We start from the raw sequence: 20149 nt of genomic DNA on the forward strand, positions 1-20149 counted from the left end.
ACGGCCAAACTGGAAGAAATAGCGCAACTGGCACAATGATGGCAGTATCCGCTTTAGACACGCGGCCCGCAGGCCGGTAACGCAAAGGAGAAGCAGGCATGGCCACCCAGCCACAGATCGACAGCCATAGCGGGGAGGAGGCGTTCCGCGAAGAAGTGGTCCAGTTCCTCGCCGAGCATTTCCCGCCGGAGCTCAAGGGCAAGGGTAATGCGCTGGCCTCCGTCGAGGGACCCGATCAGGAAACTCCGGCGCAGGAAGGCTGGCGCAAGGCGGTGGGCGAGCGCGGTTGGGGCACCCCGACCTGGCCTAAGGAATACGGCGGTGGCGGACTCTCGCGCAAGCAGGCGGCTATCCTCAACGAGGAAATGGCCAAGGTCGGCGCTTTCAATCCGATCGGCGGCATGGGTGTGATGATGTTCGGCCCGACGCTGCTCGAATATGGCAGCGAAGAACAGAAGCTTGCGCACATTCCCCCGATCTCCCGCGGCGAAATCCGCTGGTGCCAGGGCTATAGCGAACCCAACGCCGGGTCCGATCTGGCGAACCTGCAGATGATGGCGGAGGACAAGGGCGACCACTACCTCGTCAACGGACAGAAGACCTGGACCAGTGGCGGGCAATGGGCTGACAAGTCCTTCTGCCTCGTGCGCACCGATCGCAGCGACAAGCACAAGGGCATCAGCTTCCTGCTGATCGATATGGATGCGCCCGGCGTCGAAGTCCGCCCGATCCAGATGATCAGCGGCATGAGCCCGTTCTGCGAAACCTTCTTTACCGATGTGAAAGTGCCCAAGGGCAACCTGGTCGGCAAGGAAGGCGAAGGCTGGACCATCGGCAAGCGCCTGCTCCAGCACGAGCGCACCAACCTATCGGGCGGCGGAAGTATGGCCCGGCTGATGGGTGCGAGCCTGGCCGATATCGCCAAGAAATATGTCGACACCGATGCTGATGGCCAGATCGCCGACAAGGTCCTGCGCGACCGGATTGCCGATTTCGAGATCCGCTGGGGGGCTTTCCTGCTCACCGCGCGCCGCGCAAGCGACGAGAGCAAGGCGGGCGGCGTGTCCGAGATCAGTTCGGTGCTCAAGAAGCTGGGCACCAAGCTGGGGCAGGAACGCGCCGAGCTCATGATCGAAATCATGGGCCTGCAGGGGCTGGGCTGGGAAGGCGAGGGCTTTTCCGAGGCCGAGCTGGGAGGCGTGCGCGCCTGGCTGTTCGGCAAGGCCACCACGATCTACGGCGGTTCGACCGAGATCCAGAACAACATCATCGCCAAGCGTGTGCTTGGCATGCTCGACCACCAGTAAGAAAGAGAGCACAGGAATATGGCGGTTCTCAACGAAGAACAGGAAATGCTGCGCGACATGGCGCGTGAGTGGACGAGCAAGGAAAGTCCGGTCACCGAATTTCGCAAGGTTCGCGCCGGCGGCGCAGAGGAGGCCTTCGATCGCAAGGCTTACGCGACCATGGCCGAAATGGGCTGGGTCGGCGTAGTTATTCCCGAAGCCCATGGCGGTTCGGATTTCGGCTGGCTTTCGGCCGGGCTGGTGGTCGAGGAATTGGGCAAGACACTAACGGCCAGCCCGCTGGTCGCCAGCACCATCGCCGCCTCAGCTATCCTGCTGGGCGGCAGCGACGAGCAGCAGGCCAAATGGCTGCCGGGGCTCGCCAGCGGCGAGATCATCGGCACGCTCGCGGTCGACGAAGGCTCCAGGCACGATCCGGCGAAGCTCGAAACCACGGTGTCTGGCGGGAAGCTGTCGGGCACTAAGGCCTTCGTTCACGAGGCCCACGGCGCAGACCTGTTCGTGGTTGCGGCCAGCGACGGGCTCTATCTGGTTGAGAAGGGCGAGGCCGTTTCGCTTTCGACCCGCAAGCTGACCGACCAGCGCAGCCACGCCGAGGTAGTGTTCGATGGCGCTGCGGCGGACCGACTGGCAGGTGGCGGCGACAGCCTGCTCGACGATGTACTCGACCGGGCCCGGATCCTCACAGCCAGCGAGATGCTCGGAATGGCGCAGGCCGTCTTCGATGTCACCCTAGATTACCTCAAGCAGCGCGTGCAGTTCAACCAGGTGCTGGCGACCTTCCAGGCCCTGCAGCACCGCATGGCCGATCTGTTCGGGGATCTGACGATGATGCGTTCGGCGGTCGAAGGCGGCCTCCAGGCGCTCGACAGCGGGTTCGGCGTGGCGCGCGCCGCCACCATCGCCAAAGCGGAAGCCAATCGCGTCCTCAACATCGTCAGCCGCGAAGGTGTCCAGTTGCACGGCGGGATGGGCATGACCGACGACTACGATATCGGCTTGTATCTCAAGCGCGCCCGCGTGCTGGAAGCCAGCTTCGGCGGCACGGCCTTCCTCAAGAACCGTTTCGCGACCATCGGCGGCTATTGAGTAGTCGGAGCCGTTCGGTGATCCCGAAGGGCTGAGCACACCGGCCGGCGTGCAGGCCCGCGCGCTGGCCGGTCATCTGCGCGGGTCACACAGCAATTGCGATGCCGCATGGATAATCGCCTGACGCTTCTCTCCGAAGCGTGCCGTCTCCCTGCCGGTGGCGCGCAGCCATCTCAGAAAACCGCCAGCAGGTCCTTCTTCAGGATCTTGCCATTGGCGTTGCGCGGCAGCGTCTCGGCGGAAAACACGATGCGAACCGGTACCTTGAATTTTGCCAGGCGAGCGGCGACCCATTGCTGCAGCTCCGCCTCGTCGGCGCTGGTGCCTGGGGCGAGATGCACGACGGCGGCCGGTTCCTCGCCCAATTGCTTGTGCGGCAGACCGATCAATGCTGCGTCCGTTACCGCCGGATGGTCGTAGAGGGCATTTTCGACCTCGGAGGAATAGATGTTCTCGCCACCACGGATGATCATGTCCTTCGCCCGGTCGGCGATATAGCAATAGCCCTCATCGTCGAGCCGCGCGAGGTCGCCGGTCCGGACCCAGCCGTCGATGAAGGTTTGGGCCGTTGCCTCCGGATTGCGCCAGTATCCTTTGACCACCATCGGGCCTCTGGCCCACAATTCGCCGATCTCGCCCACCGCCATTTCCCGCGTACCGTCCTCGCTCATGATCCTGAGATCCGCGACTGCGACCGGAGGGCCGCAGCTGTCGGGGCGGTTGAGATAGTCCTCGCTGGAATGACCGGTGACGGTCGCCATGGTCTCGGTCATGCCCCAGCCATTGCCGGGCAGCGCGCCGAAGACCTCGCGGATCTTGCGCACCAGTTCGGGCGCCGCGGGTGCGCCACCGTAGGCGATCGTCTCGAGGCTGGAGAGGTCGTAGTTCTTGCGCTCGGGATGCTCGATCAATTGCCAGGCGATGGTCGGGACCCCGCCGGTGGCATGGACCCGTTCGCGCTCGATGATCCGGAACGCCTCGACGGGATCCCAGCGAAGCATGAAGATCAGCGTGTTGCCCGCGGCAATACTGCCCATCAGCCCGGCCGAACAGGCGGTGACGTGGAACAGCGGAATGACCGTCAGCGACGTCTTGGGGGTGGGGGGCGGGCAATTGCTCGCCGCGACGCAGCACCGCGCAGGCGGCGTTGAAGGCGCTGGAAAGGACGTTGGTGCACAAATTGCGGTGCGTGCCCAGCGCGCCCTTGGGCTTGCCGGTGGTGCCGCTGGTGTAGAAGATCGTCGCATCGTCGTCGGGCGCGATGTCGACCTCGGGCAGCGTCGCAGGGGGAAGCTCGGAATAGGTCGGAGGAGTACCGATGATCGCTTCGAGCCGTCTTGCCCCCTCCGGCTCTGCTTCGCAGCGTGAAACCAGCACCGTCCCCAGCTCGGGGCATTCGCCGCGATGGGGTGCGATACGTTCCCAGCGCTCCTCGTCGCAGACCAGCAGGCTGGTGCCGGAATCGGTCAGCCCATAGGCGAGCTCGGGCCCGGTCCACCAGGCGTTGAGCGGTACGCAGATCGCGCCGATGGTGGTCGCTGCGAAAAACGCCACCGTCCATTCGGGAAGGTTGCGCATCGCCAGCGCAATCCGGTCGCCCTTCTCGATCCCGCAGGCCTCGAATTCATGCGCCAGCCTGGCGACCGCGCGGAACCAAGCATCATAGGTGACACGCTCGCCTTCATAGATGGCGAACTCGCGTTCCCCATGCGTCTGGCCATGCAGGGCAATGGCGCGCAAATTTGCCGGCGCATTCTTCCATACCCGCGTCGGCACCCCCCCGATATCGGCGGTATCCATCTCGAAACGCTGGCCGGGTGCGGTCAGCATGGCCGTGCATTCGCCACGGCTGCGCGCGGGCCAGCCTGGCGGCGGGGTCCATCCGATTGCTGCTGCGAGATCGTCTGTCCTGATTTGCATGATCACAATACCCCACACACGCCGGTGAAAACGAAACTAGCGTCGTGCATCGGGTCCTCTCCTCTCCGTGCCTCCTGGACACGATTCCATCGGCGCGGTTTAGCCAGGTGCGTCGCCCGCGTGCAAGCCGGAAACCGAGCCCGCCTAAAAACAAGGTACGAGGGTTCAAACGGCGGAAAAAACCGCTATCGTTACCGCCAGAACAAAAGGTATGGCCCCGGCGGGGCATTGGGGAGCAGAGTGATGGAGATGGGTAGGCCGTCGGATCTTGGGTTCGACGCGGCGCGGCTGGCGCGGATCGATGCGTTTCTCAAAGAGCGCTATCTCGACACCGGGCGGCTCAGCAACACGCAAATCCTCGTCGCGCGGGAAGGGCAGCCGGTGCACTACGGGCATGGCGGAACCTTGCGCGACGACGGCACCGCGATGCGCGAGGATGCTCTGTTCCGGATTGCCAGCATGACCAAGCCGATCACCTCGATCGCCTTCATGCAGCTGGTCGAACGGTGCAAGGTGGCGCTGGACGACCCGGTCACCAGCGTGCTTCCCGAGTTCGCCGGGCTGGGCGCCTACGCCGGTGGCGGCGGTTCAGTCCCATTCGCGCCGGTGGCGCTTGGCAGACCGATGCGTTTCGTCGATCTGATGAACCATATGTCGGGCCTCACCTATGGGTTCCAGAACCGCAGCAGCGTGGATGCCGCCTACCGCGAAGCCAAGCTGGATATGTCGCGCAACACGATCGGTTCGGACGAGTATATCGCGGCGCTCGCGGGTATTCCGCTGGAGTTCGAGCCTGGCGCGCAGTGGAACTATTCGGTTGCGACCGACGTGCTCGGCGTCTGCGTCGAACGCCTGTCGGGCATGACGCTTGGCGACTATTTCGCGCGCCATATTTTCGAACCGCTCGGCATGGTGGATACCGGCTTCGATGTTCCTGCCGACAAGGCGGACCGCCTTGCCGACGCCTATGGCTACCGGCCCGGCAAGCCGCCGCGCCTGATCGACAAGGGCTCCGAAAGCCGCCTTGTCGAACCTGCAAAGTTTCATTCAGGCGGCGGCGGCCTGATCGGCTCGATTGCCGACTACCACCGGTTTTGTTCGATGTTGCTTGGCAGAGGCGTACTCGACGGGGCGCGGATCGTGAGCCCAAAGACGCTCGACCTGATGACCGAGAACCATTTGCCGGGCGGCGCGGATCTCACCCAGATGAGCCAGAGCCTGTTCAGCGAGGCCAACAATGCCGGCACCGGGTTCGGGCTCGGCTTTGCGATGGTGGTGGATCCAGCGAAGACGCTGATCCCTGCCAGCAAGGGCGAATTTTACTGGGGCGGGGCCTATTCGACCGCCTTCTTCGTCGATCCGGTAGAGCGGATCACCATGGTCTTCATGACGCAGCTCTACCCCTCATCGACCTATCCCATCCGCCGAGAGCTCAAGACCCTGATCTATTCGGCCCTCACCGACAGCTACGCATAAAGGAGAGCACCCATGCCATCCCCGATCTCGACCAGTAAGCAGGGCGACGTCCTCGTCGTCACCTCCGACAATCCGCCCGTGAATGCGCTCGGCCACGCCGTGCGATCCGGTTTGCAGGATGCCATCGCGCAAGGCGCCGCCGACGATGAGATCAAGGCGATCGTGATCCGCTGCGACGGGCGGACCTTCTTTGCCGGCGCGGATATCACCGAATTCGGCAAGCCGCCGCAGGGCCCCAGCCTGCCCGCAGTCTGCGACGCCATCGAGGCGAGCGACAAGCCCGTCGTCGCGGCGATCCACGGCACCGCATTGGGCGGCGGGTGTGAAATCGCGCTCGCCTGCCACTACCGCGTCGCCGTCCCGAGCGCGAAGCTCGGCCTGCCCGAAGTAAAGCTCGGCCTGATCCCGGGCGCTGCCGGGACGCAGCGCCTGCCGCGGCTGGTCGGAGCCGAGGCGGCGCTGCCGCTGGTGGTCATCGGCAACCCGATTTCTGCAAAACAGGCCAACGAGATCGGACTGGTCGATGCCCTTGTGGACGAAGGCGATCTGGCTGGCGAAGCGGTCGCCTTCGCGAACTCGAAGATCGGCCAGCCGGTACCTCGCACCTCGGAAATGGACCGCAACCGCGACGGGGTCGCAAACCCCGACATCTTCGACGAATTCCGTGCCAAGAACGGCCGCAAGCTGCACGGCTTCGATGCGCCCAATGCCGCTATCGAGGCGGTAAAGGCTGCGGGTGAGCTGTCCTTTGCCGATGGCGTAAAAAAGGAGCGTGAGCTGTTCTCCAAGCTGATGACGGGAACGCAGTCGGCCGCCATGCGCCACTATTTCTTCGCCGAACGCGCTGCCAACAAGATCGACGGCCTTGCCGCCGACACCAGTCCGATCCCGGTCGAGAAGGTCGGCATCATCGGTGCGGGCACGATGGGCGGCGGGATCGCGATGAACTTCCTGTCGGCGGGCATCCCGGTGACCATCCTCGAGATGAAGCAGGAGGCGCTCGAGCGCGGCACTGCGACCATCCGAAAGAACTACGAAAACACCGCCAAGCGTGGTCGCATGACCGCTGAGCAGGTGGAGGGCGCGATGGGCCGCCTGACCCCGACGCTCGACTATGGCGATCTGGCCGATTGCGATCTGGTGATCGAGGCCGTCTACGAGAGCATGGATGTGAAGAAGGAGGTTTTCGGCACGCTGGACGAAACCGTCAAGCAGGGGGCGATCCTGGCGTCCAACACCAGCTATCTCGATATCGACGAGATCGCGACCGCAACGAAGCGGCCGGGCTATGTGGTGGGGCTGCATTTCTTCTCGCCCGCCAATGTGATGAAATTGCTCGAGGTGGTGCGCGGCGAGAAAACGCGTGACGACGTGCTGGCTACGGCGATGAAGCTGTCCAAGGCCATCGGCAAGGTCGCCGCCGTGTCGGGCGTCTGCCCGGGGTTCATCGGCAACCGGATGCTGTCCAAGCGGCAGGAGCAGGCCAACCAGTTGATCATGGAGGGCGCGAATTACTGGGATGTCGATGATGTCCTGCTCGAGTTCGGCTTCCCCATGGGGCCGTTCCAGATGGGCGATCTGGCGGGCATCGATATCGGCTGGCATCGCGATCCATCGAAGGTCACGACTATCCGCGAGGCGCTGTGTGCGGTGGGTCGCTTTGGCCAGAAGGCGGGCAAGGGTTTCTACGATTACAACGAGGCGCGGCAGCGCACGCCATCGGATGAGGTCAAGGCGATCATCGCCGACTTTGCCCAGAAGAGTGGCACCCCGCAGCGCGATATCTCCAAGGAGGAAATCCGGGAACGGCTGCTCTATCCCATGGTCAATGAAGGCGCGAAGATCCTCGACGAGGGCATGGCGCAGCGCGCGAGTGATATCGATGTCGTCTGGATCAACGGCTATGGCTGGCCGCTCTACACCGGGGGTCCGATGTTCTGGGCCGACACGATCGGGCTCGATACGGTCGTCGCCGGGCTCGAGAAGCACGATCTGCCGGTGAGCGACTATCTGCGCAGCAGGGCGGCAGCGGGCAAGACCTTCAACTGACCGCTCTTAGCAGGCCGGCTCGTGAAAGCCGGCCTGCGCCAGCCGGCCTTCGTAGGCCAGACAAGGTACCGCAGGAACGACCGGGGGGCGACAATCGAAAATCTGGAAGCGATACTGACCGTGGCACGCGCGGGCGAGGGCTGTTGGAACGGGCTTGCGGGCCCGGCGATGGGGCCGCGGCTGTTCGGCGGGCAGGCCATTGCGCAGGGGGTGATGGCGGCTTGCGGCGAGGAGGATGGCGGGCGACTGCCGCATTCGCTCCACGCCTATTTCATCAAGCCGGGATCGCGCGAAGATCCGGTCGATTACCGGGTCACCAGCCTCTCACAAGGGCGCAGCTTTGCCACGCGCCGGGTCGAGGCGATGCAGGCGGACACGGTGATCTGTTCGATGATGGCCTCGTTCCATGTTCCCGAGCCGGGTTTCGAGCATCAGCAGGAAGCGCCGTTCTCGCTCGACATCGACGCCGCGCTCGAGAGCCTCGCGAGCTGGAACGCGCATAGCGAGAGCGCCGCCAATTCTTCCCTCGTCGAAAGGCTGCAGAAACGGCCCATCGAACTCGTCCCGCTCGATCCCGGGGTTTTGTTCGGCGCCAGACCGCGCGAGCCGCGCACCGGAGTGTGGATGCGGATGCGCCAGCCCTCCGGTGCAGGACCTGCCATGCAGCGCGCCTTGCTCGCCTACGCGTCCGACATGATGTTCCTGCGCAATGCGATGCTTCCGCATGCGATTCGGCCGGGCAGCGATAGCGTGCAGGCGACCTCGCTCGATCATGCGATCTGGTTTCACGAGACGCCCGATTTCGACCGCTGGCACCTGTTCGTCACAGAAAGCCCATGGGCGGCCCATGCCCGCGGGCTGAACCGCGGGTTCTTCTTTTCCGAAGAGGGCAGGCTGGTGGCAACCGCCAGTCAGGAAAGCCTGATGCGCCCCAGGGGCGAAGCGCTCGACCGTATCAAGCCACGCAATTGAGAGGAGAACGAACAATGTCCCTATTTGACCTGACCGGAAAGGTGGCGATCGTCACCGGATCGAGCCGCGGCATCGGCAAGGCCATCGCCGAAGAACTTGCCGCCCATGGTGCGCGCGTTGTCATTTCCAGCCGCAAGCAGGAGGTCTGCGACGAGGTCGCCGCGGCAATCAATGCCGAGCATGGCGCCGGACGCGCAATCGCCGTCGCGGCGAGCATCTCCGATAAAGGCCAGCTGGAGGACCTGTTCGCGCAAACCAAGGAGCAGCTCGGCCCGGTCGATATCCTGATCTGCAATGCCGCCTCCAACCCCTATTACGGTTCGATGGACGGGATCGAGGACGAGCAGTTCCGCAAGGTTCTCGACAACAACATCCTCTCCAACCACTGGCTGATGCAACTGGCTTTGCCCGACATGCGCGCCAAGAATGGTGGGGCCATCGTCGTGATCAGCTCGATCGGCGGGCTGCGCGGCTCAGCGACCATCGGGGCATACAATGTCTCCAAGGCCGCCGATTTCCAGCTGGTGCGCAATTACGCGGTCGAGAACGGCCAGCACGGAGTGCGCATCAATGCGATCGCTCCGGGCCTGGTGAAGACCGATTTCGCCCGCGCCCTGTGGGAGAACCCCGAGGCGCTGGAACGGACCGAGGCGGCACTGCCGATGCGCCGGATCGGCGAGCCGCGCGATATCGCCGGGGCTGCGGTGTACCTGTCCTCGCCAGCGGCGAAATGGATCACCGGCCAGATGGTCGTGGTCGATGGCGGCGCGACCATATGACCGCGTCAGCCAGCGGACGGCTGTCCGGCAAGGTCGCCATCATCACCGGGGCGGCCTCGGGGATCGGCCGGGCGAGCGCGCTGCTGTTCGCCAGCGAAGGCGCACAGCTGGTTCTGTTCGACCGGACCGAGGAAGTTCACCACACCGCCGCCGCCGTCGAACAGGCGGGCGGGCGTGCGCTCGCCATGATCGGCGATGCCGGGGATGAGGCGGATGTCGCAGCCGCGGTCGCCATGGCGGGCGAGGCCTATGGCAGGCTGGACATCTTCTTCGCCAACGCCGGGATCACCGGCGGCGCGCGGGGCGGCTTCTTCGATGCGACGCCTGAAGTGTGGGAAGAGGTCCTGCGGGTCAATCTGATTGGCCCCTTCCTGGCGATCAAGCACGCCGCGCCGGTAATCCGCGATGGCGGCGGCGGCGCGATCCTGTGCACCGCCTCGGTCGCGGGCCTGCGTTCGGGGGCAGGGCCGGCGCAATACTCCGCCAGCAAGGCGGGCGTGATCAATCTGGTGCAGACCGCCGCGCAGCAGCTTGCCGGGACCGGAGTACGGGTCAACGCCGTCCTCCCCGGCCTGACCGAGACCGGCATGACCCAGCCGATGTTCGACGGTGCCCGCGCGGCGGGCAAGGAGCACAAGATCGGACAGCTCAACCCGCTGCTGCGCGGGGGCCAGCCCGAGGAAATCGCGCAAGCAGCGCTGTTCCTCGTCAGCGAGGCGGCCAGCTACGTCAACGGTCAGGCGCTGGCCGTCGATGGCGGCCTGTCGTCCTCGCACCCCACCGCGCGTCCGCCGGGCGACGCGGGCCGCCCCACCTCCTGACGGAGCTTTGGCTGACGCGTTCGCGAAGAGGGGGGCGGCTTGTGCCGCCCCCCCTGTTTCGAGTCCGACGCGGGCTATCCCCGCACCGGATTGCTGGCGCCTAGAAGCGCACCGTGCCGGTGACGAACACCTGACGCGGGTTGCCGTAGAAGGCGGTCAGCGTGCCTTCGGTGCCCAGCGACGGGGTCGGGAAGCCGTTCGGTCCCAGGGGGATCGCCCCGGTTACGGCGTTGGCAGCGATGAACGTGTAGCCTGAGGTCTTGTATTCCTTGTCGGTCAGATTGCGACCGTGAACGCCGATGCTCCAGGCCCGTCCGGGCGCGGAGTAGACCAGGTTCGCATCGAGCAGGGCATAGCCGTTCTGGTCGATAAAGGCGTTGGGGACCTCGAACTGGTAGGTCTTCGAACGGTAGGAAACGGTGCTGGTGAAATCGAGATCGCCGGCGCCGACCGGGGTGGAATAGGCCAGCGTCGCGCTGCCGGTGTATTTGGGCGTGTTCTGCACCTCGCGGAACTCGGCCACGTCGGTCGGCACACCCGCGATATTGGTGATGTATTCGGTGTATTCGGCGTCGATGAAGCCTCCGGTCAGCGCCAGCGAGAGGCGATCACCGGCACTCATCAGATCGCGTCCCAGCCGTGCAGTCGCCTCGAGTTCGAGCCCCTTGAACGTTGCTCCGCCGGCATTGGATACCACACCGCAGAATGTCTGGGTCGGCTGGCCATTGATGATCTGGGTGCAGGCAACCGAACCGGGGATCTGGACATCGGTGTAATCGGCATAGAATGCCGCCGCCGCCAGATAGAGCGCGCCGTCCATCAGACTGCCCTTGTAACCCAGTTCGTAGCTGTCGACCTGTTCGGGAGCGAAGCTCAGGAAAGCAGCGATTTCATCGTCGCTGCGTATTCCATCGTCGTTGAGATCGGGGGCGTTGGTTCCGACCCCGCGCGGATCGAACCCGCCGCCCTTGAATCCCTGCGAGTAGCTTGCGTAAAGATTGTGATCGGGTGTCGGCTGGAAACTGACCGACGCGCGCGGGGTGAATTTCTTGAATTCACGGCTGCCGTCGAAATTGGTGCCGGGTGCGCCGAACGGGACGCCCGCGCCACCGAAGACCGGAGAGCCGCCACCGAGATAGTTCTGCCGCAGGATGCTCGCCGTGCGCTCGTCCCAAGTGTAGCGACCGCCGAGCGATAGGCTCAGCTGGTCGGTCAGATCGTAGGTGAAGTCGCCAAAGACCGCATAGGTTTCTGTATCGACATCCGCCTGGGTGAACGCTGTAAGGCCGGCCAGGACGTTGAAGATACGCACGTCGAACAGTGTGTCGGCGGTGGCGTCGAGGTAGTAGAAACCGACCAGCCCCGAAAACCGGTCGCTTTCGTAGAGCAGCTGGAATTCCTGGCTAATCTGTTCGTTGAGATAGATCCCGGGGACGTCGAGGTCGACCGCAGGAAGCGCATCGAAATCGATCGGGGTGTAGGTGTCGTCCTTGCGCCAGGCACTGATCGAGCGAAGCGTGAGCGTGTCCGTCAACTCGGCAGAGATATTCATCGCCAGGCCGTAGCCTTCGACCGATTGCTCGGGGTCGACGAGCCCGCCGCGGGTGTCGAAGACATTGTCGAGCACGGGCGCCCCGGTCGCCTGACCGGGGATGAGGCGATGGCCGCCGCGCGGATTGCTGTCGTCCTTGGTGTAGTCGCCGGAAATGCGGATCAGGACCGGTTCGCCATAGCCGCCCATCTCGAAGGTCGCGCGGGCACCGAACACATCCTTGTCGTAATTGTCGAGCCCGGTCGTCAGGTTCTCGCCATAGCCGTCGCGGGTGAGCTTTGCCACGGCGCCGCCGACCCGGATCAGGTCGCTGACGGGCGCCGAAACACTCAACACGCCATCGAGCTGATTGTAGGTTCCGTAGGTGGCCCGCGCCCGGAGCGAGAACTCGTCCGGCAGCGTGCGGGTGACATATTTGACCGCGCCGCCGATCGTGTTGCGACCGTAGAGCGTGCCCTGCGGACCGCGCAGGACTTCGATCCGTTCGACATCGTAAATGTCGAGAACGGCGGCCTGCGGGCGGTTGAGATAGACGTCGTCGAGATAGATGCCGACGCCCTGTTCGAAGCCGGACACGGGATCCTGCTGCCCGACGCCGCGGATGAAGGCACTGAGCGTGGAATTGGTGCCGCGCGACGCTTCGAGCGTGGTGTTTGGCGTGGTCTGCGCGATATCGGTGATATCGATCGAACCCGCCTGTTCCAGCGCTTCGCCGCTATAGGCAGTGACCGCGATCGGCACGTTGAGCAGGCTTTCCTCGCGGCGCCGTGCGGTCACCACGATCATGCCTTCGGCAGCTTCGGTTTCGACCGTGTCTGCGGGTGCGGGCTGTTGCGGTGCGGGGGCCTGTGCCGGTGCTTGGGCCGGAGCTTGTGCCTGGGCGGGGGTCGCAAATGCGCCCCATGCAAGCGGCACGGCCAGACCAAGAGCACTAACCGTGCTGGCGAATCCGTTGGCGAATTTTTTCATTCCGATCTCTCCTCCTGCGCGTGTTTTCAACCCACGCTTGCCATCCTGATATTGTAAGATGAACCAGGTTTCAACTTTTGAATTGCGTCGTGGCGAAACTTGCCTTAGCCAGCGTGACACGATGGCAACAGCAAAGCGCCCAGACCCGCCCGACACGCGGTCCGCCAGCCCCGGCAAGGAGCCGCGCACCGCGCGCGGTCGTGCCACGATGCGCAAGCTGCTCGATGCTGCGGCCAAGGAGTTCGGCGACCGGGGGTTCTACGAAGCCTCCATCAGCGACATCACTCGCCGGGCCGGTACCGCGCTGGGCAGTTTCTACACCTATTTCGACAGCAAGGAGGCGATCTTCTCGGCGCTGGTACAGGACATGAGCCAGGCAGTAGCGAGGACTGCAGCAGCGGCGGTGTCACCGGGCTCGGGCGGGGTCGATCGCGAGCGCGAGGTGCTGATCGCGTTCCTCAATTTTGCCCGCGACAACAAGGCTATCTATCGCATCATCGACGAAGCCGAGTTCGCGGATCCAGCAAGCTACCGGGCGCACTACGAAGGTGCGGCCAGCCGGATTGCCGCGCGTCTCGACGAAGGCGTGGCGAACCACCTTGTCCGGCCCGGCGACAATGAAGCGCGGGCCTGGGCGATCATGGGAATGAATGTCTTCCTCGGCTTGCGTTACGGTATCTGGGAGGACTCGCGGCCAAGCGAGGAGATCGCTGCCGCGACCGAGGATCTGCTTCGCAACGGTATCGCTGCGCCGACGACCGAACCCAGTTGATGGAGCATATGGGCTGATGGAGCATACGGAATGAGCGATCGGGCCGCTGCGCCGGCACCGGTGCAGCATGCGCGTCGGGGCATCGTCCTGGCCATGCTGTTGCTGGTCTACATCTTCAATTTCGTCGATCGCCAGATCCTCGCGATCCTTGCCGCACCGATCCAGGCGGAGCTGGATCTGAGCGATGGCCAGATGGGCCTGCTGGGCGGGCTGGCCTTTGCACTGCTCTATTCCACCCTCGCGGTGCCGCTCGCGGTACTGGCCGATCGCACCAGTCGCAGTTGGGTGATCACCATTTCGCTAGTGTTGTGGAGCGGTTTCACAGCGCTGTGCGGACTGGCGCAGAATTTCTGGCACCTGTTGTTCGCCCGGGTCGGCGTGGGCGTGGGCGAGGCTGGCGGGGTTGCGCCTTCTTATGCGCTGATCGGGGATTATTTCCCCAGCGAGCGCCGCGCGTCCGCGCTCGCCATCTACTCGCTCGGGATACCCGTGGGATCGGCGGTCGGCGTGCTGGCGGGGGGCTATATCGCCGCGACGGTCGATTGGAGGCTGGCCTTTTTCGTTGTCGGCTTCGCGGGCATCCTCGTCGCGCCGGCCTTCAAGCTCCTGGTCAAGGACTTGCCCAAACCACCGCCGGTGCCCGCTGTTTCGCCCGGGGTGAATTCAGCCAGCCTCTCCTCGACCGCGCGGATCCTGGCCGCCAAGCCTGCCTTCTGGTTCTTGGCTTTCGGAGCAGCCGCTTCGTCGGCGCTGGCCTACGGGATCGGCTTCTGGCTCCCCAGCCTGCTGATCCGGAGCTTTGGCCTGGGGCTGGTCCAGACCTCGCAATTCATCGGTGCCCTGCTGCTGCTCGGCGGCGTGACGGGCATGCTTGCGGGAGGGTGGCTGGGCGACCGCCTGGGCAAGCGCGACCGCGCCTATTACGGCTGGTTGCCCAGTATCGCCTTTCTGCTGGGTGCACCGCTGTTCGCCGCCGGTATTCTCAGCACCGACACGAAGCTGGCCTTCCTGCTGTTCCTGATCCCCCAGGCGCTGTCCTACGTCTGGCTCGGCCCTGTGCTGTCCGCAGTCCAGCATCTGGTGGAACCGGCAGCCCGCTCGACCGCCTCGGCGCTGTTCCTGCTGATCAACAATCTGATCGGGCTCGGCGGCGGCATCTTCGCACTGGGTGCGCTGTCCGATTTTCTGGTTCCCTACTACGGGGACGAAGCGCTGCGCTATTCGATGCTCTACTCGCTCGGCCTCTACGCAATCGCCGCCCTGCTTATGGCGCTTGCCGGACCGAGCCTGAGACGCGACTGGGTCGAGGAATGACCCCGCCTCGAGTGGACGTACCCCGGCTGTAACGAACAGCTGCGGGCACAGGGGGGCCTGTCCGCTTGCCCGTCCCGAAGAAACCGGTGGGTCCGAAGACCCTTAAAGCGTGCACTCCGATACCGAGCCCCCATATGGATTGAATGCGCTCCAAGCTATTGCCTTCATTCCCTTAATCCTCGTCAGCTGCGGCTCCTCGCAGCCTGCGCCGCCACCGGTCGAACAGCCGACGGACAACACCGCAGCGGCTCCGCAGACATCGGGGCTCAGCCCGCCGATAATGGCCAGGACGGTCGCTTCGGCCGAAGAACTCGACCGCCTGCGCTCGATCATCGTGCTGCGCGATGGCGAGGTGTTGGCGGAGCATCGCTTCAACGGTGGACCGCGGCTCGATCGGCCGGTGAATATCAAATCCGCATCCAAGTCGGTGCTATCCGCGCTGGCGGGCATCGCCATCGAACGCGGGGTCCTGAGCGGCGTCGATCAACCGGTCGTAACGGTGTTTAGCGCCGATGCGCCATCCGATCCCGACCCTCGGCTGGAGCGGCTGACGCTTGGCAATCTGCTATCGATGCAGGCGGGGATCGAGCGCACCTCGGGCCAGTATTACGGCCGCTGGGTCACCAGTCCGAACTGGGTTCGCTATGCGCTGTCCCGGCCGTTTGTGGCCGAACCTGGCGGCGCCATGCTTTATTCGACCGGCAATTCGCACCTCGTCTCTGCCATGCTGACCCGGGCTTCAGGGCGAAGCACTCATGAGCCGGCGCAGGACTGGCTGGCCGAACCGCTGGATATCAGCATTCCGCAATGGCCTCGCGATGGGCAAGGGGTCTACTTCGGCGGCAACGACATGCTCATGAGCCCGCGGGCCATGGCCAGGTTCGGAGAACTGTAGCGCCTTGGCGGCGTCACCGAAGCCGGAGACCGGGTCATCCCAGCGCGCTGGATCGAGCAAAGCTGGACACCCCGCACGACTTCCCCGTGGAGCGGGGAGAACTATGGCTACGGCTGGTTTGTGGGGGAAGCCGGCGAGTATCCGGTCCGCTACGCCTGGGGTTACGGTGGGCAGATGATCTATGTCGTTCCGGATCTTGCGTTGACCGTTGTCATGACCTCCGATTCAGGCGGCGCGCGCGAGGGGGGCCACATCGATGCGCTCCATGCAATGCTGTCGGAAGGGATCGTCCCGGCGGCTACCGCGGGAGGCTGAGCGAACGGCTCGATGGCAGCTTGGGCTCGGCGAACTGCTGGGGCAGGCATCGGAGGGTGAGATGCCTGCAATCGGCGTCCTCTGGCAATCAGCGTCGTCTGGAGGCGCCCGCGAGCGACGAGCTAGTTCCACCAGAAGGCGGATCTGGCGACAGACGGCCACGCCCACCCCTCGGTTACGGGGCAGGGCGGCATGTCAGTTCAATTTGTGGCACAATTTGCGCAGAAGATTCCCGACCGATTTCCTCGGTTAAAGGAAAGCGGCGGAATTCTGGCTATTGTTGTCGAAAACGAGGAAAAATGGTCGGGGAGAGAGGATTCGAACCTCCGGCCCCTGCCTCCCGAAGACAGTGCTCTACCAGGCTGAGCTACTCCCCGACCGGATCGGCCCCGCGAAAAACTGTCCCGCGGGTCGAGGCAAGGCGCGCCCTATAGGTGTGGACGGTTGGCGGTGCAAGCGGGCATTTGCCGACGATCCGCGCTAGGTGGGCCGCTACAGTCATTTGCCTGCAGGATCACCGCCGCCGTGCACCCCGAACAGCAATATCTCGATCTCATGCGGCGCATCTGGGAACAGGGCAGCGAACGCATCGACCGCACCGGGGTTGGCACGCGTTCGGTGATGGGGGCCTTGCTGCGCTACGATCTGGGCGACGACGCGATGCCGCTGGTCACCACCAAGCGGGTCTACTGGAAGACTGCGACGCGCGAATTGCTGTGGTTCCTGACCGGAGAAACCAATATCCGGCCGCTGGTGCTCCAGGGGGTCAAGATCTGGAACGACTGGCCACACGCCCGCTATGTCAAGGAAAGCGGCGATGAGATCGCGCTCGACGAATTCGTTCAGAGGATCGCCGAAGACGAGGCATTCGCGCAACGCTGGGGCGATCTGGGGCCGGTCTATGGCAAGCAGTGGGTCGACTGGCCGACCTATCATTATCGACCCGATGGGCTCTACGAGAAGGGGCCGGGGATCAACCAGGTGGCGCTGTTGGTCGATTCGCTGCGCGACAATCCTGGCAGCCGGCGGCATATCCTCGAGGGCTGGAACGTCGCCGAGCTCGACCGCATGGCGCTGCCGCCGTGTCACAAGACCTATCAATATCACGTCGCAGACGGTCGGCTGAACTGCGTCCTCTATCAGCGCAGCTGTGACGTGGCGCTGGGGCTGCCGTTCAACCTGTGGTCGGCGGCGCTGCTCCAGCTGATGCTCGCGCAGCAATGCGGGCTGGAGCCCGGCGAACTGGTATGGATGGGCGGGGACACGCACCTTTACCTCAACCATGCCGAGCTGATCGCCGAGCAGCTGACGCGGGAACCGCAGGGACGCCCGCGGCTTGAAATACTGCGGCAGCCGCCGACGATCTTCGATTATCGCATTGAGGATTTTGCGGTTCACAACTACACGCCTCACGCAGCGCTCAAGGCGCCCGTGGCGGTGTGAACCGGTCGTCTTGACCCAGCCGCATTGCTGAAATATTATAACGCATTCACGCAAGATTGCTTGCAACCGCGTTCGTCGCAAAGGGAGAGCGCCACATGGCCGACAGGCCCGACAGCGCAGCCGGCCAGGGTTCGAACAAGCCCTCGCTTTCGCTGCATGTCCCCGAACCCCACTACCGTCCCGGCGATGCCGTGGATTTCAGTCATGTCGATGCCGGCGAGGCGGGCCGCGAGCCGCGCCCCGACGAGGCCTGCGATCCGGCCGAGATGCGCGATCTCGCCTATGGCTTGATCCGCGTGCTGGGCGACGACGACCGCGCCCACGGAGCATGGGATCCCAAGCTCGACGCCGATACGCTGCGCACCATGCTCAAGAACATGGCGGTCACCCGCGCCTTCGACGAACGCATGTTCCGGGGCCAGCGGCAGGGCAAGACCAGCTTCTACATGAAGTGCACCGGCGAGGAGGCGACCAGCATCTCCGCCTCGATGGCGCTGGCGAGCGACGACATGGTCTTCCCCAGCTATCGCCAGCAGGGCATCCTGCTGTCGCGCGGCTATCCGATGATCGAGATGATCAACCAGATCTATTCGAACCGCGGCGACAAGCTCAAGGGTCGCCAGCTGCCAATCATGTATTCCAGCCGCGAGCACAGCTTCTTCACCATCAGCGGCAATCTCGCGACCCAGACGCCGCAGGCGGTGGGTTGGGCAATGGCGAGTGCGATCAAGGGCGATTCGCGGATTGCCGCGACCTGGGTGGGAGAGGGCAGCACCGCCGAAGGTGACTTCCACGCCGCCTGCACCTTCGCTGCGGTCTACAACGCGCCGGTGATCCTCAACGTGGTCAACAACCAGTGGGCGATCTCGAGCTTCTCGGGCTTCGCCGGGGGCGAACGCACGACCTTCGCGGCGCGCGGGCTGGGCCACGGCATCGCGGCGCTGCGAGTCGATGGCAATGACGCGCTGGCGTGCTACGCCGCCGAGCGCTGGGCCGCCAATCGTGCCCGCGCCAACGCCGGTCCGACGCTGATCGAATTCTTCACCTACCGCGCCGAGGGGCATTCCACCTCGGACGACCCCTCGGGCTATCGCAGCGCGCAGGAGCGCGAGGAATGGCCGCTGGGTGATCCGGTGATGCGCCTGAAACGCCATCTCATCGCGCTCGGCGAGTGGGACGAGGAGCGCCAGGAGACGATGGATCGCGAGGCCGCCGAAATGGTCCGCGCGACCACCAAGGAGGCCGAGGCCAACGGTATCCTCGGCCACGGCCTGCACCATCCCTTCCGCACCATGTTCGAGGATGTGTTCGAAGAGCTGCCCTGGCATCTCAGGGAACAGGCCGAACAGGCGGTCAAGGAACGCGAAATCAAGTTTCCGGAAGGGGTGCCCAAATGAGCGCGCCAGAAGCTCAAGCCGAAACCCAAACCGCTCCCGGGGGCGACGCGGAAGGCAGCACCGAACGCCGCCTCAACATGATCGAAGCGATCAACGAGGCGCTCGACGTCACCATGGCGCGCGATCCCGATATCGTGATCATGGGCGAGGACGTCGGCTATTTCGGCGGCGTGTTTCGCTGCACTGCGGGCCTGCAGGAGAAATACGGCAGGACCCGCGTGTTCGATACGCCGATCTCGGAATGCGGGATCATCGCTGCGGCGGTGGGGATGGGGGCCTATGGCCTGCGTCCGGTGCCCGAAATCCAGTTCGCCGATTATATCTATCCGGGCCTCGACCAGCTGATCTCCGAGGCGGCGCGGCTGCGCTATCGCTCGGCGGCAGAATATATCGCCCCGATCACCGTGCGCACGCCGTTCGGCGGCGGTATCTTCGGCGGGCAAACGCACAGCCAGAGCCCCGAAGCGATTTTTGCGCATGTCTCGGGCCTCAAGACCGTCATCCCCTCGACCCCCTACGACGCCAAGGGGCTGCTGATCGCGGCGATCGAGGACAATGATCCGGTGATCTTCTTCGAGCCCAAGCGGATCTACAACGGCCCGTTCAACGGCTATTACGACAAGCCCGCGCAGCCGTGGAAGAAGCACGCCGCAAGCATCGTCCCCGAGGGACACTATACCATCCCGCTGGGCAAGGCGCGGATCGTGACCGAGGGCGAGGCGCTCACTGTGCTCGCCTATGGCACCATGGTCCATGTCGCCGAGGAAGTGTGCCGCCAGAAGGGCGTCGACGCCGAAATCCTCGATCTGCGCACGCTGGTGCCGCTCGATATCGAGGCGATCGAGGCCTCGGTCAGGAAGACCGGACGCTGCATGATCGTTCATGAGGCGACCCGCACCGCCGGTTTCGGCGCCGAGCTTTCGGCGCTGGTGACCGAGCGTTGCTTCTATCATCTCGAAGCGCCGGTGCTCCGCGTCACCGGCTTCGACACACCCTATCCCCACAGCCTCGAATGGGCCTATTTCCCGGGTCCGGTCCGCATCGGCGAGGCCATCGACAAGATCTTGAGCGAGTAAGCA

15 protein-coding genes, 1 tRNA gene and 1 pseudogene are annotated in these 20149 nt (G+C 64.5%); 14 read left to right on the plus strand and 3 right to left on the minus strand.

Going from position 1 to position 20149, the window contains the following annotated elements; all coding sequences use genetic code 11:
* Positions 1-98: 98 nt before the first annotated feature.
* Both A9995_RS12305 and A9995_RS12310 read left to right on the plus strand, forming a co-directional pair.
* Positions 99-1307: an acyl-CoA dehydrogenase family protein gene (locus A9995_RS12305; RefSeq protein ID WP_067613437.1), complete on the plus strand. Its 1209-nt coding sequence runs from the start codon at positions 99-101 to the stop codon at positions 1305-1307.
* An 18-nt stretch (positions 1308-1325) separates the two neighbouring features.
* Positions 1326-2396, plus strand: a complete 1071-nt coding sequence (locus A9995_RS12310) for an acyl-CoA dehydrogenase family protein (protein ID WP_067613439.1) — start codon at positions 1326-1328, stop codon at positions 2394-2396.
* Between the two features lie 173 nt (positions 2397-2569).
* On the opposite strand, the pseudogene A9995_RS12315 reads toward A9995_RS12310, so the two are convergent.
* Positions 2570-4316: pseudogene (locus tag A9995_RS12315) on the minus strand (class I adenylate-forming enzyme family protein).
* A gap of 243 nt (positions 4317-4559) precedes the next feature.
* Here A9995_RS12315 and A9995_RS12320 point away from each other — a divergent pair.
* Genes A9995_RS12320 through A9995_RS12340 form a run of 5 tightly spaced genes read left to right on the plus strand, consistent with a single transcriptional unit; the run spans position 4560 to position 10413 of the window.
* Complete coding sequence (locus A9995_RS12320) at positions 4560-5792, plus strand: serine hydrolase (protein ID WP_067613441.1); 1233 nt, start codon at positions 4560-4562, stop codon at positions 5790-5792.
* Positions 5793-5804: 12 nt separating this feature from the next.
* Positions 5805-7841: a 3-hydroxyacyl-CoA dehydrogenase NAD-binding domain-containing protein gene (locus A9995_RS12325; RefSeq protein ID WP_067613443.1), complete on the plus strand. Its 2037-nt coding sequence runs from the start codon at positions 5805-5807 to the stop codon at positions 7839-7841.
* 21 nt (positions 7842-7862) lie between these two features.
* The gene (locus A9995_RS12330) at positions 7863-8813 is read left to right on the plus strand and encodes an acyl-CoA thioesterase II (RefSeq protein ID WP_233998204.1); all 951 of its coding nucleotides are present in this window, start codon (positions 7863-7865) and stop codon (positions 8811-8813) included.
* Positions 8814-8827: 14 nt separating this feature from the next.
* Positions 8828-9592 (plus strand): SDR family NAD(P)-dependent oxidoreductase, encoded by a 765-nt coding sequence (locus A9995_RS12335; protein ID WP_067613446.1) that lies wholly within the window; start codon positions 8828-8830, stop codon positions 9590-9592.
* Positions 9589-10413, plus strand: a complete 825-nt coding sequence (locus tag A9995_RS12340) for an SDR family NAD(P)-dependent oxidoreductase (RefSeq protein WP_067613449.1) — start codon at positions 9589-9591, stop codon at positions 10411-10413. Before A9995_RS12335 ends, A9995_RS12340 begins: the two co-directional genes overlap by 4 nt.
* A 100-nt stretch (positions 10414-10513) precedes the next feature.
* Here A9995_RS12340 and A9995_RS12345 read toward each other — a convergent pair whose 3' ends face one another.
* Positions 10514-12934 (minus strand): TonB-dependent receptor, encoded by a 2421-nt coding sequence (locus A9995_RS12345; protein WP_067613451.1) that lies wholly within the window; start codon positions 12932-12934, stop codon positions 10514-10516.
* 121 nt (positions 12935-13055) lie between these two features.
* Here A9995_RS12345 and A9995_RS12350 point away from each other — a divergent pair, with 121 nt between their 5' ends.
* The 4 genes from A9995_RS12350 to A9995_RS17410 all read left to right on the plus strand — a co-directional run bounded on the left by A9995_RS12350 (position 13056) and on the right by A9995_RS17410 (position 16230).
* Entirely contained in the window at positions 13056-13706 is a 651-nt protein-coding gene (locus A9995_RS12350) for a TetR/AcrR family transcriptional regulator (RefSeq protein ID WP_067613453.1), read from the plus strand.
* A gap of 30 nt (positions 13707-13736) precedes the next feature.
* Positions 13737-15020, plus strand: coding sequence for an MFS transporter (locus A9995_RS12355; RefSeq protein WP_067613455.1), 1284 nt, complete (start codon positions 13737-13739; stop codon positions 15018-15020).
* Positions 15021-15300: 280 nt separating this feature from the next.
* Complete coding sequence (locus A9995_RS12360; protein ID WP_233998205.1) at positions 15301-15915, plus strand: serine hydrolase; 615 nt, start codon at positions 15301-15303, stop codon at positions 15913-15915.
* A 120-nt stretch (positions 15916-16035) separates the two neighbouring features.
* The gene (locus tag A9995_RS17410) at positions 16036-16230 is read left to right on the plus strand and encodes a hypothetical protein (RefSeq protein WP_233998206.1); all 195 of its coding nucleotides are present in this window, start codon (positions 16036-16038) and stop codon (positions 16228-16230) included.
* Between the two features lie 300 nt (positions 16231-16530).
* On the opposite strand, the gene A9995_RS12365 is transcribed toward A9995_RS17410, so the two are convergent.
* Positions 16531-16607, minus strand: a tRNA-Pro gene (locus A9995_RS12365).
* A gap of 148 nt (positions 16608-16755) precedes the next feature.
* Between A9995_RS12365 and thyA the strand changes: the two genes are divergently transcribed.
* The 3 genes from thyA (at position 16756) to A9995_RS12380 (ending at position 20146) form a co-directional block, all read left to right on the plus strand.
* Positions 16756-17673, plus strand: a complete 918-nt coding sequence (gene thyA, locus A9995_RS12370; protein WP_255360156.1) for a thymidylate synthase — start codon at positions 16756-16758, stop codon at positions 17671-17673.
* Between the two features lie 95 nt (positions 17674-17768).
* Complete coding sequence (locus tag A9995_RS12375) at positions 17769-19070, plus strand: 3-methyl-2-oxobutanoate dehydrogenase (2-methylpropanoyl-transferring) subunit alpha (RefSeq protein ID WP_067613457.1); 1302 nt, start codon at positions 17769-17771, stop codon at positions 19068-19070.
* A gap of 77 nt (positions 19071-19147) precedes the next feature.
* A complete protein-coding gene (locus A9995_RS12380; protein WP_067613658.1) occupies positions 19148-20146 on the plus strand; it encodes an alpha-ketoacid dehydrogenase subunit beta in 999 nt (332 codons plus the stop codon).
* Positions 20147-20149: the final 3 nt, after the last annotated feature.

Source organism: Erythrobacter sp. QSSC1-22B (genome assembly GCF_001678665.1).
Taxonomy (GTDB): Bacteria; Pseudomonadota; Alphaproteobacteria; order Sphingomonadales; family Sphingomonadaceae; genus Qipengyuania.